The sequence below is a fragment of the Chitinophaga sp. genome (assembly GCF_035538455.1).
In the GTDB taxonomy this organism is placed as follows: domain Bacteria; phylum Bacteroidota; class Bacteroidia; order Chitinophagales; family Chitinophagaceae; genus Chitinophaga.
Genome location: NZ_DATLKJ010000031.1, coordinates 18,556 through 36,045, shown reverse-complemented (window position 1 = coordinate 36,045; position 17,490 = coordinate 18,556). Strand labels below are relative to the sequence as shown.

The window sequence follows — 17,490 nt, the reverse complement described above, 5'->3', positions numbered from 1 at the left end:
TACCACACTGCTAAACAGTGTTTAGTTCATCCAGTCAGAAAGGATTTGCCCGATTTTTTCAAATTCAATCAGGAACCCGTCATGTCCATAGGAAGAATCGATCTCATGATAGGCGGCATGGGGGAGATGTGCGGCCAATAATTGTTGTTCTTCCGGCGGACAAAGAATATCGCTGGTGATGCCGATCAGTAGTACGGGTTGTTGTATATGTGAAAGTGAGGTGGCGATATCTTCGTGGCGGCCGCGTGCAATGTTATGGCTGTCCATTGCTTTGGTGAGCAGCCAGTATGACTGGGCGTTGAAGCGTTTTACGAGTTTATCGCCCTGGTAGTTGATATAGGAAGCGGCCCTGAAGTCGTCGGTTTTCTCTTTGTCGGGGTCAGACTGGGCTTTTACGAAGGTTTGGTAATTGCGGTAAGTGAGCATGCCTATGGCCCTGGCGGCTTTGAGGCCTCTGTGGCCGGCGTCGTAGCTGCTGTCTTTCCAGGAGCAGTCGGCTTCAATGGCCAGCCGCTGCGAGGTATGAATGGCGATGCCCCAGGCACTTTCGGCGGCACCGGTACAGAGGAGGAAAAGCCGGTCGATTATTCCGGGGTCTGTCAGCGCCCATTCCAGCACCTGGTAACCTCCCATGGAACCTCCTACGAGCAGGGCTATACGGGGTATGCCCAAATGCTCTCTCAGCAGTTGGTGTGCCTGTACCATATCCCGGATTGTGACTGCCGGAAAGGAATGAAACCACGGTTCGCCGGTTGCAGGGTTGGTGGAATGCGGGCCGGTACTGCCATAACAGGAGCCGATAATGTTAGCGCATACAATGAAGTGTTTCGCCGGATCAATCACCTTTCCTTCGCCGACCAAACCTTTCCACCAGTCTGCCACATCACTGTTGGCAGTCAATGCATGACATATCCACACGACGTTACTGCCATCTTCCTTCATGGTTCCGTAAGTGTGATACGCGATATGCAACGCTGGTAATACCTGGCCGGACTCTAACCGGAATGCTGATTTACTGTGAAATACCTTTATCGACAATGCTAGTATGAATTTGCGCAAAACTACTCAAGAATTGTCAACTCCAAAATTCATGGCTGATATTTTTTATCTTTGTTACAGAAACTCACCAATCATGAAAATAGCATTACAAAGAATAGACGACGGATTTAATATGGAAGCAGTGGATGAAGGCGGCCACAAGGTGCTGATGGATTCATCTCTGGAGAATGGCGGAAAGAATAATGGTGTGCGCCCGATGCAGATGGTTATTATGGGCCTCGGCGGCTGTTCGGCCATCGATGTGCTGATGATCCTGAAGAAGCAGCGCCAGGAGGTGAAGGACTTCCGTATTGAAATAGATGCAGAGAGAGAGAAAGGCAAAGAACCGGCCCTCTGGGAAACGGCTCATATCATCTTCCACTTTACGGGTAATATTGACGTCGATAAAGCTGCCCGTGCTGTAGAGCTGTCGATGAACAAATATTGTTCAGTGGCTGAAACCCTCCGTCAGGCTAACACAAAGCTGACCTGGGAGATCAAAATACATGAATAATCTACAGAAACCACCATATCAGTATCAATGAACAAGGAGAATCATTACCAACCGGATACCAATGCTGTAAGGATACAGACTGACAGAACAGACCAGATGGAGCACTCTACACCGATGTTCCTGACCTCCAGCTTCTGCTTTGACAATGCAGAAGAGATGAGGGCAACCTTTGCCGATGAAACAGACTTCAATATTTACAGCCGTTTCAGTAATCCGAACGTAGATGAGTTTGTGCAGAAGATGTGTGCACTGGAAGGGGCGGAAGCCGGCTATGCCACTGCATCCGGTATGAGCGCTATATTCGCCAGTTTTATGGCACTGCTGAAATCGGGGGATCATTTGCTCAGTGCGAGATCTATCTTCGGTTCCACACATACGGTGATCACCAAGTTCCTGCCTAAGTGGGGGATCGAAACTTCTTATTTTGACATCAATGAGCCTGCAGGCATTGAAGCGATGATCAAGCCCAATACGCGTATGATCTTCGTGGAAACGCCCTCCAATCCGGGGCTGGAGATCATCGATATTGCCTTGCTTGCGGAGATTGCCAATAAGCATAATATCATTCTGAATGTTGATAACTGCTTTGCCACTCCTGTGCTGCAAAAGCCCATTGCTGCAGGCGCGCATATCGTGACTCACTCCGCCACCAAATGGCTGGATGGTCAGGGCCGGGTGCTGGGCGGCGCAGTGGTAGGGAAGAAAGAACTGATTAAAGAGATCTATGCATTCTGCAGAAGTACTGGTCCTGCGATGTCACCATTCAATGCATGGGTGTTGAGCAAGAGCCTGGAAACGCTGTTTGTGCGCATGGAAAGGCATTCCGATAGCGCCTTCAAACTGGCGCAGGCCCTGGAAAATAACCCGCATCTTACTGCTGTGAAATATCCGTTCCTGCCCAGCCACCCGCAGTACGACATCGCTAAAAAGCAGATGAGCGGCGGCGGCGGTATTGTATGCTTCGAACTGAAAGGCGGCCTGGAAAAAGGTGCACGTTTCCTCAACTCCCTGAAGTTGTTATCGCTTACGGCCAACCTGGGCGACAGCCGTAGTATTGCATCTCATCCGGCCAGCACCACACATGCAAAGCTCACTGATGCAGAAAGAGCATCGGTAGGTATAACACCGGGGCTTATACGTATTTCTGTGGGGCTGGAGAATATTAAAGATATATTAGCGGATATAGAGCAGGCCCTGGACTGTGATTAATCTGATTTTTGTGATGATGGTGATGAGCGAAGATTGAATTGTGGAAAGATATATCTGAATCTTTATACAAGACCTGATGGCAATCGCTATCAGGTCTTTTTATTGTTAATCAGATTTAATCTGTTATATTAGTAACAGGATCATTCCCGTATATAATTCACTATCATGAAAGCTATTGGTCATTTTGTACTTATCCTTATCCTTGCCTATATCGCCGGCACAGTATTGCCCTGGTGGAGTGTAGCAGTGGCTGCCTTTGTTGTTACGCTGGCCCTGCCATTGTCTCCCGGTAAATCTTTTTTCAGCGCCTTCCTTTCCGTATTTGTATTGTGGCTGGCCCTGGCGTTTTTCAGGGATGTGCGGAATGATCATATACTGGCCAACCGTATGAGCGAAACGATATTGCACTTGAAGAGCGCTCCGCTGATGGGAATTGTAAGTGCTTTTATCGGTGCACTGGTAGCCGGTTTTGCGGCATCCAGCGCCGCTTTCCTGCGTGCGCCGAAAGCAACAGCATGAATTACTTGTCATGAGTTGTTAAAGTTCCTGTAAAACAGTTTAAGTATTTATCTCATACGGACCAGGCCATTATCTTTGATATGATGAAATACTTACCTGCCCTGTTCTTCTTATTCTTAGCCGTATACTGTAAGGCCAATGTGATCAAAGGCCGTGTCACTGATGACAAAGACCGGCCGCTTGCATTTGCCACTGTGCTGATTAAGGGTACTACCAACGGTACCACCACCAATGCTGCCGGCCAGTACCAGCTGGAACTGGCGCCCGGCGAATATACGATCGTATGTCAGTATATCGGCTACCGCAAAACCGAATCACATATTAACGTCAATGCCTCTACGCAGACGCTGGACTTTCATCTGCAGCCGCTCAAGATGCAGATCAAAGAAGTGGTGGTGAAAGCCGGTGGCGAAGATCCCGCTTACGCCATCATCCGGCAGGCGATAAAGAAGAGAGGTTTCTATCAGCATCAGGTAAATGAATATACCTGCATGTCCTACATCAAAGGCACGATCAGCCTGAGAGCTGTGCCAGACCGTTTATTTGGCAAGAAGATAGACAAAAAGGACGTGGGTGTGGACAGTACCGGGAAAGGCATGGTATTCCTTTCCGAATCTGTTACCAAGATCTCTGCACAACGACCCGATAAAATAAAGCTTGAGGTGGTCTCCTCCCGGCAAAGTGGCGGGGGGCTGGGTTTTAGCTTCCCGGCTTTCATCAGCTTCTACGATAACAACGTAAATGCTGTGAGTACCCAGCTGGGACCGCGTGGATTTATTTCGCCCATCGCGAATAATGCTTTGTTGTATTACAAATACAGACTGGAAGGAGAGTTCCTGGAAGATGGCAAAACCGTCAACAGGATCAGGGTGATACCTAAACGTAAGCGGGAACCGCTCTTTTCCGGTTACATCTTCATTACGGATAACGACTGGCGCATTCACAGTACCGACCTGCTGCTTACCGGCGAGTACCAGCTGGAAATAATGGATTCCCTGCGCATCAGGCAGACGCATGTACCCGTAACCGGCGATATATGGCGTGTGAAAGACCAGGTGATCTATACCACCTTCAAAAAGTTCAAATTCGATATGGTGGGCAACTTTGTAAATGTCTATACAGACTATAATGTGAAGCCCAACTTCCCGCCGAAGTATTTTGATAAGGTGATCATGAAATATGATTCCGCCTACAACAAGCAGCGCCCTGCTTATTGGGACAGCATCCGCCCGGTGCCCCTTGAGGAAGCAGAAGTAAAGGACTACCATGAGAAAGACAGCATCGCCAAAGCAGCGCGTGATTCTGCTTTTTCCCGGTATACACTCGATTCATTGCGCTATAAACAAAAGAAGATAAAAGTGATAGATGTGCTTTGGAGTGGCGGTATTCAACATAAATACTATTTCAGAAGAGACAGTGCTATCCTGTATCACCAGCTGGCGGTGAAGCCATTGATACAATCCCTGAAATATAATACCGTAGAGGGCCTGGCGCTGGCAGTAGAGCCAACTGTCAGCTTCAATGCGGGTGACAACAGCACCCTGCGCATATCTCCGTTTATCCGGTATGGGTTGAGTAATACTCACCTGAACGCATATACGGAAATTAACTATTCCTATGGAAGCCGTATCCGCAAGAAGTTTGGGCGTAACGATTGGTTACTGGCAGGAGGGAAGCGCATCTCCCAGTTCAATCAGGACAACCCCATTGATAATATTGCCAATGAGTTTTATACGCTTTTCCTGAAGGAGAATTACATGAAGCTGTATGAGAACTGGTTTGGCAAACTACAGTACAGCCGGGTATTCCAGACGAATGACAAACTTACTGCCGGCCTTACCTATGAAAGCAGGATGCCGGTGGAGAACACGACTGACTTTGTATTTTTCAAGAACGATAAGAAACAGTTCACGCCCAACCATCCCGAAGATTTGAAAGATGTGCCCTTCGAAAAGCACCAGGCACTGGTGTTTGACCTGAGCTTCCGCTTTCAGCCAGGGCAACGTTTTATTGAGCTACCTGACCGCATGATGCCACTGGGTTCCAAGTACCCGACCTTTGAAATAGCTTATAGCAAGGGTATTCCCAATGTAGCCAACAGCGTGGTGGACTTTGATAAATGGCAGGTGGCCGCATTCGACAAAATGAACTTCAAATTGCTGGGAGAGTTCCGCTACAGGCTTACTGCAGGAGGATTCCTCAGCAGCAAGAATGTACAGATCCCGGACTTCCAGCATTTCAATGGAAACCAGACCTTCTATAACCTGAAATACCTCAATAGTTTTCAGTTAGCGCCGTATTACAGGTACAGCACCACTGCATCTTTCTATACAACGGTGAATGTGGAGCATCATTTCAATGGACTGCTCACCAATAAGATTCCGTTGTTCAACCGGCTGAAATGGAACCTGGTGGCTGGCTCCAATGCCTTCTATGTGAACCGTGACAACAATTACGTAGAAGTATTTGCCGGCCTGGAGAATATCTTCAAACTGATCAGAGTGGATGTAGTGGCGGGTTACCAGAGCCAGGACAATACACGTGTAGGCGTTCGCGTTGGCTTTGGAGGGATTTTCGGAGGGTTGGTGCAAACCAGCAAGTGAGGGTGGTGATTATGATGCTGGTACATTCTTACGGATTTACGCTCCGTTATTCTACAAGGAGGTGCTATTTTTAATGGAAAAGACAGGCTAACGAACTACAGGTGTGGATTTATTTTGAAAGCCGGCCTAATTAAAATTAGGCTATACGGCTGCGATGAACTTACTGAGTAAGTTCCAATATCTGTAATAATGTAATCACTTGTATAAAGGAACTCTCTCAATCAATGTAGCTATCTAAACATAGCTTGCTGCTTAATTCGTTTTTCCACTGTTATTTATCCGTTTTAGTGATAGCAACTCAAACGGAACAGTTTCGAAATCGTGGTACCCATTTGGAATTGCACCGTAACATAATTGCAGTACCTCGTTCAGCCTGCTTTAAAAATCACATAAAACCGGGATTATTTTTTCTGAATATTTGTGGTAATTTCTACATCGGTAAATGCATTGCCAACATCTTCATCACATTTATCCATTTATCTAAATCATGCTTTTATGAAAAAACAAACCACCAAAAAGATCCAGCTTGGAAAAATCACCATCGCTGCTTTGAACCAGACTGAAGCCGCGAAAGAAAGAAACAATACCTGGACAACAAACACACTTTATCACTCTATTTGCCCATGTACAGGCGGTTGCCCGAACTAAGGAAATCAGGTGGAAACTGGTGGCTGCTATAGGTAGTGTCTGGTAACAGGCACAATTTTTCAGGCACCGGGCTTTTCAACCTGTAGCCAACGAGGTCAATCTCTGCTACTGTAAAGGCATTAAAAAAAGAAGGCGTCTCAAATATTTTGAGCGCCTTCTAATAATTTTCAGTAACACACCGCTATGCAACTACGGAATTACTAAAGCATACGATCTCAACAGATTAATCATACGCCAATACCTGCCGGGAAAACCTGCCAATCACATGACTCTTCGTTACATTCTCTTTCTTCTTACTTCCTTTCTCTCGTCAAAGAAATAAGCCAGTAACCTGTAAATCCAGATACCAACGACTGCATAAATAAAGTAGGTAATGTAAATACTCATAACAAAACATTTTTCGGGTTAAACAATTAGTTTCTTTTTTCTGGGGTCTTTTTCAAAAAGAATGCCAATTGGGGTAATGGTAACTTTAGCGCGAAGTTATATACAATAATTATTAAATAGTAATTAAGGGTTAAGTATTTTTTTCCACAATACCCCTTAAAACCTTGTTGTGCCTGCTGAAATGACCGCCCATATTGTATTTGACGGAGAACGCGGTGACGCCCCCGTACGATTGCCCCGCAGCTATCGAAAATTTATGTTCCCCCTTTGTTTCTTGATTTTCAATGAATTCATTAATTTTGCGCCCTGATCGATTTTTCTTTTATAGATGATTGATTGAAGTTTTGTTCACAAGGCAAGTGTCCTTAAAATTTCAAACAAAGATGGTATTACACAACAGAGTATCTGCCGTAGAGCTCAGGAAGCGGCTTGCATTGGAAGCATTTAAACGCGTCACCATTTCATTTTACCAGTACGCGAAGATTGAAGACCCCCAGGCTTTTCGCGATCAACTGTATGAAGCGTTTTTCAAACTGGAAGTATTCGGAAGAATTTATGTGGCACATGAAGGGATTAATGCCCAGATAAGCGTGCCGGAGCATCACTATGAGACATTCCGGGAAAGATTGTATGCGGTGCCGTTTCTCAATGGTATCAGGCTGAACATTGCAGTAGACGATGACGGCAAATCTTTCTTTGTACTGAAGATCAAGGTGCGCGAGAAGATCGTGGCTGATGGGATCACCGATCCTGCTTTTGACATGGCCAACCGCGGCAAGTATGTAGATGCGCAGGCATTTAATGAACTGACAGAAGATCCGGAAACGGTGGTTGTAGATATGCGCAACCACTACGAATATGAAGTAGGTCATTTTGAAGGGGCGATTGAAGTTCCCTCCGATACTTTCCGTGATCAGCTGCCGATGGCGGTAGATATGCTGAAGGATAAGAAAGACAAGAACATCATCATGTACTGCACCGGCGGTATCCGCTGCGAGAAAGCCTCTGCATACATGCTGCACAACGGGTTCAAAAATGTATTCCACCTGGAAGGGGGGATCATTGAATACACCAACAAAGCGAAGCAACAGGGGCTCCCGGTTAAGTTCAAAGGAAAGAACTTTGTATTTGACGAACGCCTGGGTGAGCGTATCAGTGAAGACATCATCAGTCAGTGCCACCAATGCGGTGCGCCTTGTGATACGCATACCAACTGCCTGAATGAGGGCTGTCACCTGTTATTTATTCAGTGTGAAGCATGTAAGCAGCAATATGACGGCTGCTGCAGTGAAGCATGTCAGACTGTGAATGCGCTGCCGGAAGAGGAGAAAGCGACTTTGCGTAAAGGGGTTGAGAAGGGTTTGATGTTTAATAAATCAAGAGGCAGAAAAAAGGTATAAAAAAATCCGCCCCGCGTTGTATCTTTTCAGGCAGGGCGGAGTAGTGTTGATTATAAAATTAGTGGGGCCGGACCGTTGTCCGGCCTTTTCTTTTTTCATAACCATTCTATCAACCTATATGCGAACTAAAAATCTGATGTCAGCCTTCAGCTTCAACCGTTGAAAGCTGACATCATCTTTTTTACGCCATACTATCTGTTTTATTTTTATAAGCTCCGTAGAATATGATCGGGAACACGAGCAGCGTAAGTACCGTAGCGGTGATCAATCCACCGATTACTACAATTGCCAGCGGCTTTTGTGTTTCAGATCCGATGCCATGGGAGAGTGCTGCCGGTACCAGGCCGATGGCAGCCATCAGCGCGGTCATTACTACCGGGCGGATACGACTTTGTACACCCAGTTTGATGGCTTCATTGAGTGGCATCTTGGTCTGCAGGTTCTTATGGAACACCGAGATCAGGATCACACCATTCTGTATACATATCCCGAAGAGTGCGATGAAACCTACACCTGCAGAGATACCAAAGTTCATACTGGTGACATGCAGCGCGAGGATACCACCGATCAGCGCGAAGGGCACGTTCATCAATACGAGTCCGGCATCTTTTACGTTGCCCAGCATGATGAACAGCACAATAAATATGGCGATGATACTGATAGGTACCACTTGCCCGAGTCGTTGCGTAGCGCGCACCTGGTTTTCGAATTCGCCCGTCCAGCCTATAGCATAGGCTTTGGGTAATTTAATAACCCTGTTTACTTTCTGCTGTGCCTCTGCGATGGTGGAGCCAAGGTCACGGTCACGCACGGAGAACTTCACACCAATAAAACGTTTGTTCAGATCACGATAAATGAATGCGGGACCGGTAATGGTTTTGATTTCAGCGATCTCTTTCAGCGGCACCTTGTTATTGTTGATGGTAGGCACCATCAGGTTGGCGAGGTCTTCTTCCGTTTTACGGTAGTTCTCATCGTAACGAATACGTATATCAAACTTTTTCTCACCTTCATACAGCTGAGTAGCCGTTTTACCACCAATTGCCATTTCAATCACTGCCTGTGCATCACCGGTGGATACGCCATACTGCGCCATCTTGTTATCGTCCAGGTTGATGCTCATTTCAGGCTGACCGATATTCCGGATTACACCAAGGTCTTTGATACCCTTCACCGTTTTCAGCTGTGCGATTACCTGTTGCGATAAAGATTCGAGTTGTGTGAGATCACTACCATATATCTTCACACCGTTGGCTGCTTTAAAGCCGGCCACTGCTTCAGATACGTTATCACTGATAGGCTGGGAGAAGTTGAGGATAATACCGGGATATTTTCTCAGGCGTTGTTCCATTTGCGCGATCAGCTCATCTTGTGTGATATGGCGTTTCCATTCTTCTTTCGGAGCAAGATCCACCTGGTACTGGATGAAGTAAAAACCGTTGGGGTCAGTACCGTCGTTGGAACGGCCTACCTGCGATAATACTCTTTTCACTTCGGGGAAGCCACCGAGGTCACCGCGGATGCTGTGCGCCATGCGGGTACTTTCTGTGAGCGACATACTCATCGGCAGTTCTGTAGTAACCCACAGGGAGCCTTCATTCAGCTGCGGAAGGAATTCTGTTCCGAGGAATTTGGCAGAGAGGAAAGTCACCACCATAAAGGCGATTGATAAAGTAAGGCTCAGGCGTTTGTTACGGTATGTCCAGCTGAATCCACTCGTAACAATCCTGTCGAAGAATTTTACAACGAAATTGTCTTTCTCCTTTACATTTTTGTTCAGCAGGATAGAACACAATACCGGCACCAGTGTGAGTGTGAACAGTAATGCGCCCAGCAGTGCGAAGCCCAGTGTCCATGCAAGGGGAGAGAACATTTTACCTTCTACTTTCTGGAAGGAGAAGATAGGAACGAGGGAGATGATGATAATGAGTTTGGAGAAGAAGATCGCTTTGGCCAGCTCTCCGCCGGTTTGTTTGATCCAGCCCAGCTTAGCCATTTTATTGAAGCGCTCCATTCCATACTTATGCGCCTTATGATCAAGCATCACAAATACGCCTTCCACCATTACCACGGCTCCATCTATGATGATACCGAAGTCGATGGCGCCCATGGAGAGCAGGTTGGCGCTCATGCCTTTAATCCGCAGGCACATGAACGCGAAAAGCAGCGCCAGCGGGATGATGATAGACACGATTACGGTGGTGCGCCAGTCGGCCATGAAGATGAACACGATTACAGTTACGAAGATGATACCTTCTGCGAGGTTGTGCATTACGGTGTGCGTACAGAAGTTCATCAGGTTATCGCGATCGTAGAAGGTCTCCATTTTTATATCATCGGGGAGCACCGTTTCGTTCAGTTCCTTGAGTTTATCTTTGAGGCGTGTCAGTACTTCGGAAGGATTTTCACCCTTACGCATTACGACAATTCCTTCTACGAGATCATCATTTTTGTCGAGGCCCACTTGTCCTACGCGGGGAGCGGAAGACTCGTGTACATTGGCCAGATCTTTCACCAGCAGCGGTACGCCGTTGATATTCTGGATGATGATATTCTGAATATCGGAGATGCTGTTGAGCAGACCGATACCACGCACCACATAAGCCTGTCCGTTTTTCTCGATAACATCACCACCAACGTTCACGTTACTCTTGGTTACGGCCTGATAGAGTTCCAGTGGCGTAATGTCGTATTTGGCGAGGCGTACGGGATCTGCGGATATTTCGTAGATCTTTTCCTGGCCACCGAACGCTACTACGTCGGCTATGCCGGGCACGCTACGGATCTGGCGGTCTATCACCCAGTTCTGCCAGGTGAGCAGATCGCGGGAGTCGCGCTTGTCGCTTTTGAGATAATAGCGGAAGATCTCTCCGGTAGGGCCGTAGGGAGGCTGTACCTCCGGTTCGGCGCCTTCGGGCAGGTTAATGCTTGACAGCATATTATTGACCTGTTGCCGGGCGAAGAAATCTTCCACATCATCTTCAAACATAATCTTCACGACAGATAGCCCAAACATCGTCACAGAACGCACGCTGGTTTTACGTTGAACGGCGTTCATCGACACTTCGATGGGCAGGGTTACAAAGCGCTCTACTTCCTGCGCACTGCGGCCATTCCATTTGGTTACAATTACGATCTGCGTATTGGTAACGTCCGGGAATGCCTCAATGGGCGTATGTACAAAAGAGAATACACCTGCTATGATCAGTGTGACTACACTGATAAAAACAAAGAGTTTGTTTTTGAGCGAGAATGCTACAATATTTCTGATGAATTTATTCATAACTCCGTTTCTTTAGAAAGCCACTCTGGTTCTTAATCCTATGATATTTACCGGGCCGCGGTCCTTATTGTAACCGGGATGCAGCACAAACTGGTAATCAGGACTCAAAGCAATATGCAGCCTGGTGATGTTACATTGATAGAATACTTCGGCGGCCATTTCAGGTGCGTAGTTGAGGCGGCCGTCGCCGATCATGAAGCCGGTACCGCCGGCCTCCAGGTATTGGCGATGGTCTGCCGACAGGCCATTCACCACGAATGCGATACCTGCATTATCCTGCGGGCGATGCCAGCTCAGACCGTTTTGCAGCCAGCCTGCACTGATGGAGCGGTCTATTTCAGTGTATGCCCATGTTTCGTTATGGCCATCATTCCAGGAGGCTTTGAAGAAAGCGCCGCCATCCCTGGTGAACTGCTGATCGAGATTGATACCGAACCCGTATTTGGTACGGCCGTTACTGCGTACAGCGGTAATGTCCGGCGTATCCACAGCTGCTTTCAGCGCCTGCTGGTAACTGCCCATCGGCGCCTGGTTGATGAAAGCCATTACGCGGATGTTACCTTCGCGGTGATTCAGTGTATGCGTATGCGTTACCTCCAGCACTTCCCCGTTGGACTGACCATAGTGATAGTTCAGTTTAGGGCCGTTAGCTTCCAGCGGCTCAAGGGAAGTGGCAGCCTGTATCTGCCAGTTATCTTTACGGTATTGTATGGTGAACGCCATGGTATAGCCGCGCACATCTGCGGGATAGTCCCAGGCGGCGTTGCTCATGAGGCTCCAGTTCAGGAACTGTGTACGGGGATCGTGGCTATAGTTGTTCTGGTCGAAGAAGTCCGCCAGGCAATACTTACCACCGATGAAACGGAGATAGTGCATGGGAGTGGCGCCCCCTACATTATTGAAATCATCCTCGTCCTGCTCCGACCTGGTGGTTAACGGCAGTGTATATACGGCGTAGGCCCTTGCCAGGTAGATCTTTGGTTTGGGATCACCCACGCGGAAAGTTTCTCCATTCGGAAAGCCTGCGATACCGGTAGCATGGCTCAAACCTTCGCCCCCAGCGAGTTCTGGGTTTACATACAGTTCCAGATTTTTCAGCGGACGGATGCCGGCGTAGATGGTGCTGGTAATAGATGTTCTGGCATCGTCATGAGTACGGAAGCTGTTGGCGCCTGAGTATTTCGCTGAAAAGTCAGGGTGCCACTGCGTTACCAGGGTTTGCTGGAAGTGAAAGGTGTAGGGAACGATACTGTCCTGCGTCTTTCGTTGTGCCAGCAAGTCGCCTGAAATAAGTGTGATAAGTCCTATTGATAACAGTTGCTTCATGTTCGCTGATTAGTCTTTAAGTGCGTCGTAGATCAGCAACTGGTTTCTGGAAATTACCTTTTCACCGGTCTGGAGACCAGAAGTGAGGTAAGTGATGTCGCCTGCTGTTTTGGCTACTTCCACCTGTCTTACTGTGATGTTGAATTTATCTTTGAATACCAGTACGAAATTTTTGCTGTTGTCGAAGATCACAGAAGCGGAGGGCACGGCGATTTTTTCATTCTGGTCGGAGTACTTCACATATACGGTGGCGAACATCTCCGGTTTCAGTAACATATTTTTATTATCGATCCGGATACGTACCTGCATCGTTTTGGTAGCAGGATCGAGGAAGTTGTAGATCTTATCGATCTTACCATTGAAAGGCTGATCGGGATAGCTTACGGTTACCACATCTGCTTCATATCCTTCTTTGATTTTGGCAATATCTGTTTCAAAAACGTTGGCCATTACCCATACATCATCCAGTTCGGAAATGGTAAAGATATTGGTGCTGTTATCTGAACGGATCTCCATGTTATTGTTGATGTTCTTCTCGATAACATAACCGGAGATCGGCGCTGTAACGAGATAGGTAGCGCCTTTACCTTTGCGGTATATTTTAAAGAGGTCGTTGAGCCGGTTGATTTCTGCGTTGGCTTTCTGCAGTTCGCCGTCGGCATTCACTACATCCTTCTCCGTACTGAGGCGGCTGTCGTACAGGTCCTGTGCCACTTTCAGGTTCTTCTCTGCCACACCGCGACTGGAGCGGGCCTGGGCCAGCTGTTTCTCGTAGTCGGCAATCTCGGCACTATGTATCACGGCCAGCACCTGGCCTTTCTGTACATAATCCCCCAGCTGTACCTTAATATCTTCCACATAACCACTCACCAGCGGATATACTTTCAATACCTTGCCACCATTGGGCGTTACCTTACCGGAGAGGCGCACTTCATTCATCACCGGTACCATTTGTGCAGTATCGATGCGGATATTTTTAAGCATGGTATCGCTGAGCACAAAGGTGCTTTTCTCGGTATCTTCTGCCTGAGTGTGTTTGCATCCTGTCCATATAACTGCTGCGAGCAGCGAAAAGCCAATGAGTATGATAGGCTGTTTCATGTCCTTAAAGTTTAAAGAGTTCTTGTCCTGTGGCGTAATTAAGTTCTTCGTAAGCGTTTACCCTGTTGGATAAAAACTTGTTGATATTTTTTGCGTTGTCGCTGTAGCTGTTGAAGTAGTCAATAAACTGCAGGAGGGAGATATTGCCCTTGCTGAAGTTTTTGGCTACTTCCGCGATCAGGGCATCAAATTCATTTCTGAACTGATGAAGATCGAAAGTCTTGTAGCGCTTTTCCAGCTGCACGATGCGCTGGTAGGCATTCAGCACTTCTGTCTGTGCGATCGACTGCTGTTGCAACAGGTCCTGCTGTTCAGCTTTGATCTGGTATTGCGCAGCTTTTATATTGCCCTGGTTGCGGTTCCATACCGGCAGGTCGATGCCCAGTGTCAGACCAATGAAATTGGGTGTATAGCTGCCCTGTTTATCATAGGTGGCGCCTACGTGCAGGTCGGGCACGGCCATCGCTTTCTGTAATTTGTAGTTGAGTTGTGCCGTCTTGTATTGCAGGTCCTGTACCCTTACATCCGGGCGGGAGATGGCTACGGAGTCTAGCAATTGCTGCAGGTTGATCTGATCCACCTTATAAGCAGCAAGGTTGGAAGGCTGTATGTTTACTTCGTAGAAGTCGCGGCTATGCATGAGCTGCTGCAGGTTCTTCTGGGCTTCGAGTTCCTGTTGTTTCAGGTCGGCATAATCATTCTCGATGCCTACCTGCAGGGCCTGGAGCCTCACAAGGTCGGCGTGGGCAACGCTACCTTTTTTATCGGCAGTGACGTAAGCGTCCACAATCTGTTGCAGGTTGCCCAGCTGTTGCTTCAGTACTTTTTCTGTCTGCTGTATGTAGTAGATATTATAGCAGCTCTCTCTCAGCTGGAGGCGCAGGGTGCGGAGGAGCTCATCGAAGGTTGCCTCGTTCAGGGAAGCAGCGGCAGCAGCCAGCTGGACGTTCCGGTTCCTTTTACCTGCCAGCTGTATCAGCTGATCAATGGTGTATTGTGTTTCACCGCCTTTGCCCACGTCAAAAGGTTTGGGTTTGTCTGTACTTCTGAAGCCGAGGACAGTACTGAAGGAGGGGTTGTTCCACATTTTCGCCTGCCTGATCAGTGCTTTGGAAGCATCGACCTGGTAGCGTTGTGCGAGTAACTGGTAGTTTTTAACGAGAAAGGAATCTTCCACTGCCTGCAAAGTGACTACTTTGCCGAAGGTTTGTGCCTGTATAGGTTGAGTATAGCCCAGGCTTACAGCGCATACCGACAATGTCAGCCATGTCCTGATAGTTCGCATTATGCCATTTTTCATGACACAAAGCTCTCTAAGACAGATTAAAGGCGCCTTTAAGGAATATTAAAAACAGATTAAAAAAGGATTGGAACGGGATTATATGTGAGGGAGTATGACTGTAAAGGTAGTGCCCTCTGCGTGATCAGAGGTCACCGTAATATGGCCGTTATGGATCTGTACAATCTTCTTACATATAGACAGGCCAAGGCCGTGACCCCGCACCTGTTGTGCATTTTCGCCCCGGTAAAAAGGTTCGAATACTTTATTGATTTCTTCAGCAGGGATGCTGATGCCGTAGTTTTTAATCTGAACGGTGATGTATTGTGTAAAGAAGTCTATGGCCACATAGGCAACGTTGTCTTCCGAAAACTTACAGGCATTCTCGATCAGGTTAAGGAAAAGCACTTTCAGCAGGCTTTCATTCCCGAAACAGGTAACGTAGAGGTCATTGTCCGGGAACTTATTGAACTGGATGTCTACTTTGTTATGCGCTTTACGCTTGAGGTGAATGAGGTTGGCCATTTCCATCAGCAGTTCGTCGATGCGCACGTTGCTGAATACAAACTGTTGCTGGCGTAATTCAGATTGGGCGAGTTGCAGCAGGCCATTGGAGAGGTCTGACAGGCTTTCGGCGTCTTCCAGTACAGATGTGAGGAGAGCCAGATATTCTTCCCGGCTGCGTTCTTTGGACAATGCCACCTGTAGCTGGCTGATCATGGCCGCAAGGGGAGTGCGTAGTTCATGCGAAGCATTGCTCACAAAGCTTTTTTGCAGGTTGAAGGAGTCGCTGAGCCTTTGCAGCATTGTGTTGAAGTTGGCGCCCAGCTTGGCTATTTCGTCCTTCCCTTTAACCGCCACTTGTGCGTCCTGCATATTATTGGCGTTGATGCTGTCTACCTGTTGCACCAGCCGGTCTATAGGCTGGACCATCTTCCGGGCAAAGAAATAACCAACACCTACCAGTATCGCTACAGCTGTGATCAGCTCCAAAAGCAGGATCTGGCGCAGGTTCTGTAGATTCTGGAAACCATATTTATCGAACGAAGAAACAATAACGATCACAGACATGCTGCCTTCTGTGTAGTACACGCCAACCATTTCATTGTTGCCTTTGTTGTCGCTGTAGATTTTGTTTTGACGGATATAGTCCAGCAGGCTGCGATGGGTGCGGATGGTGGTGTCTTTCAGGTTGCTGTAGAGCAGGTCATAGGAGGGGTTGTAAACGAGGATGGTTTCTTTGTAGAGGTCCTGGAAGGTAGTTCTGTCGAGCTTCCTGAGCAGATCTACTTTCACGTTGCCGTCTTCGATGATCACATTCGCAATGGAACGGGCGCGGTATTCCAGGCGTTCCAGGTATTCTGCCTTCCTCGATTTGGCGGAGAAATAATAGGCCAGCACAGCAAACGCTATCAGCATAAGCGCGGCTGACAGCGTATAGTATAGTGCTATTTTATATTTTATCTTCAAAGAGAAAGCTATTGGTCTTCGGAGAGATAGTAGCCCATACCGGTTTTGGTATGCAGCAGTTTCTGTTCAAAGTCTTTGTCTATCTTCTTTCTGAGGAAATTCATGTATACCTCTATCACATTGGTGCCGGTATCGAAATCGATATCCCACACTTTTTCAGCGATGGTGAGTTTGGAGATTACTTTGCCTTTGTGGAGGGCCAGGAATTCGAGCAGCTGGTATTCCTTGGCGGTGAGGGCAATTTTTTTTCCGCCCCTCGTCACTTCTTTTTTCTCACGGTCTATTTCCAGGTCGGCGATGCTGATCTTGTACTGGGTGCTGTGGGGGGCTTCGGAGCCGGCACGTTTCAGGAATACGCGGATGCGGGCCAGCAGTTCGCGGAAGTCGAAAGGCTTTACCAGATAATCGTCTGCCCCCAGTTCAAAAGCCTGCATTTTATCTTCTACGCCACCGAGGGCAGTCAGCATGATCACGGGTACGCGGTTATTTTTACGGCGTATTACCTCACACAGTTCATAACCGTTATTGTGGGGGAGGTTGAGATCGAGTATAACGAGGTCGTAGTTGTTGGCCGTTGCCAGGCTTTTACCCATGCGGCCGTCGTAAGCAACTTCCACGTCGAAGCCATTTTCTTCCAGGCCCTTCTTAACGGCATTGGCAACTTTCACTTCGTCTTCAACTACCAGTATTTTTTGCATAAAAGAATGTATTAA

Annotated in this window: 13 protein-coding genes; 6 read left to right on the top strand and 7 right to left on the bottom strand. The window is 47.6% G+C overall.

What is annotated here, in order from left to right; translation table 11 throughout:
• Positions 1-21: 21 nt before the first annotated feature.
• On the bottom strand, positions 22-1,038 hold the full coding sequence (gene metX / locus VM802_RS03090; protein WP_325527860.1) for a homoserine O-acetyltransferase MetX: 1,017 nt from the start codon (positions 1,036-1,038) through the stop codon (positions 22-24).
• A gap of 94 nt (positions 1,039-1,132) precedes the next feature.
• Between metX and VM802_RS03085 the strand changes: the two genes are divergently transcribed.
• From VM802_RS03085 to trhO, 6 genes are all read left to right on the top strand, one after another.
• On the top strand, positions 1,133-1,552 hold the full coding sequence (locus VM802_RS03085) for an OsmC family protein (protein WP_325527858.1): 420 nt from the start codon (positions 1,133-1,135) through the stop codon (positions 1,550-1,552).
• Positions 1,553-1,579: 27 nt separating this feature from the next.
• On the top strand, positions 1,580-2,761 hold the full coding sequence (locus tag VM802_RS03080; protein WP_325527856.1) for an O-succinylhomoserine sulfhydrylase: 1,182 nt from the start codon (positions 1,580-1,582) through the stop codon (positions 2,759-2,761).
• Positions 2,762-2,926: 165 nt separating this feature from the next.
• A complete protein-coding gene (locus tag VM802_RS03075; protein WP_325527853.1) occupies positions 2,927-3,280 on the top strand; it encodes a hypothetical protein in 354 nt (117 codons plus the stop codon).
• 80 nt (positions 3,281-3,360) lie between these two features.
• Positions 3,361-5,883: a DUF5686 family protein gene (locus VM802_RS03070; protein ID WP_325527851.1), complete on the top strand. Its 2,523-nt coding sequence runs from the start codon at positions 3,361-3,363 to the stop codon at positions 5,881-5,883.
• 495 nt (positions 5,884-6,378) lie between these two features.
• Positions 6,379-6,531, top strand: coding sequence for a class I lanthipeptide (locus VM802_RS03065; RefSeq protein WP_325527849.1), 153 nt, complete (start codon positions 6,379-6,381; stop codon positions 6,529-6,531).
• Positions 6,532-7,301: 770 nt separating this feature from the next.
• Positions 7,302-8,318 carry an oxygen-dependent tRNA uridine(34) hydroxylase TrhO gene (gene trhO / locus VM802_RS03060; RefSeq protein WP_325527847.1) on the top strand — a complete coding sequence of 339 codons (1,017 nt, stop codon included), beginning with the start codon at positions 7,302-7,304 and terminating at the stop codon, positions 8,316-8,318.
• Between the two features lie 181 nt (positions 8,319-8,499).
• Here the strand turns inward: trhO and VM802_RS03055 are convergent, their stop codons facing one another.
• The 6 genes from VM802_RS03055 to VM802_RS03030 form a co-directional block, all read right to left on the bottom strand.
• Positions 8,500-11,601 carry an efflux RND transporter permease subunit gene (locus VM802_RS03055; protein WP_325527845.1) on the bottom strand — a complete coding sequence of 1,034 codons (3,102 nt, stop codon included), beginning with the start codon at positions 11,599-11,601 and terminating at the stop codon, positions 8,500-8,502.
• A 12-nt stretch (positions 11,602-11,613) separates the two neighbouring features.
• Entirely contained in the window at positions 11,614-12,927 is a 1,314-nt protein-coding gene (locus VM802_RS03050) for a carbohydrate porin (protein ID WP_325527843.1), read from the bottom strand.
• Between the two features lie 9 nt (positions 12,928-12,936).
• On the bottom strand, positions 12,937-14,028 hold the full coding sequence (locus VM802_RS03045; RefSeq protein WP_325527841.1) for an efflux RND transporter periplasmic adaptor subunit: 1,092 nt from the start codon (positions 14,026-14,028) through the stop codon (positions 12,937-12,939).
• A 4-nt stretch (positions 14,029-14,032) separates the two neighbouring features.
• Positions 14,033-15,313 (bottom strand): TolC family protein, encoded by a 1,281-nt coding sequence (locus VM802_RS03040; RefSeq protein WP_325527839.1) that lies wholly within the window; start codon positions 15,311-15,313, stop codon positions 14,033-14,035.
• Between the two features lie 93 nt (positions 15,314-15,406).
• Positions 15,407-16,777 (bottom strand): sensor histidine kinase, encoded by a 1,371-nt coding sequence (locus tag VM802_RS03035; protein WP_325527836.1) that lies wholly within the window; start codon positions 16,775-16,777, stop codon positions 15,407-15,409.
• 8 nt (positions 16,778-16,785) lie between these two features.
• Positions 16,786-17,475 carry a response regulator transcription factor gene (locus tag VM802_RS03030; RefSeq protein ID WP_325527834.1) on the bottom strand — a complete coding sequence of 230 codons (690 nt, stop codon included), beginning with the start codon at positions 17,473-17,475 and terminating at the stop codon, positions 16,786-16,788.
• Between the last annotated feature and the right edge of the window lie 15 nt (positions 17,476-17,490).

Excerpts from the sequence above, each read along its gene's own strand:
- VM802_RS03085 (WP_325527858.1), top strand. The coding sequence starts at position 1,133 with ATGAAAATAGCATTACAAAGAATAGACGACGGATTTAATATGGAAGCA.
- VM802_RS03080 (WP_325527856.1), top strand. The coding sequence starts at position 1,580 with ATGAACAAGGAGAATCATTACCAACCGGATACCAATGCTGTAAGGATA.
- VM802_RS03075 (WP_325527853.1), top strand. The coding sequence starts at position 2,927 with ATGAAAGCTATTGGTCATTTTGTACTTATCCTTATCCTTGCCTATATC.
- VM802_RS03070 (WP_325527851.1), top strand. The coding sequence starts at position 3,361 with ATGATGAAATACTTACCTGCCCTGTTCTTCTTATTCTTAGCCGTATAC.
- VM802_RS03065 (WP_325527849.1), top strand. The coding sequence starts at position 6,379 with ATGAAAAAACAAACCACCAAAAAGATCCAGCTTGGAAAAATCACCATC.
- trhO (WP_325527847.1), top strand. The coding sequence starts at position 7,302 with ATGGTATTACACAACAGAGTATCTGCCGTAGAGCTCAGGAAGCGGCTT.
- VM802_RS03055 (WP_325527845.1), bottom strand. The coding sequence starts at position 11,601 with ATGAATAAATTCATCAGAAATATTGTAGCATTCTCGCTCAAAAACAAA.
- VM802_RS03050 (WP_325527843.1), bottom strand. The coding sequence starts at position 12,927 with ATGAAGCAACTGTTATCAATAGGACTTATCACACTTATTTCAGGCGAC.
- VM802_RS03045 (WP_325527841.1), bottom strand. The coding sequence starts at position 14,028 with ATGAAACAGCCTATCATACTCATTGGCTTTTCGCTGCTCGCAGCAGTT.
- VM802_RS03040 (WP_325527839.1), bottom strand. The coding sequence starts at position 15,313 with ATGCGAACTATCAGGACATGGCTGACATTGTCGGTATGCGCTGTAAGC.
- VM802_RS03030 (WP_325527834.1), bottom strand. The coding sequence starts at position 17,475 with ATGCAAAAAATACTGGTAGTTGAAGACGAAGTGAAAGTTGCCAATGCC.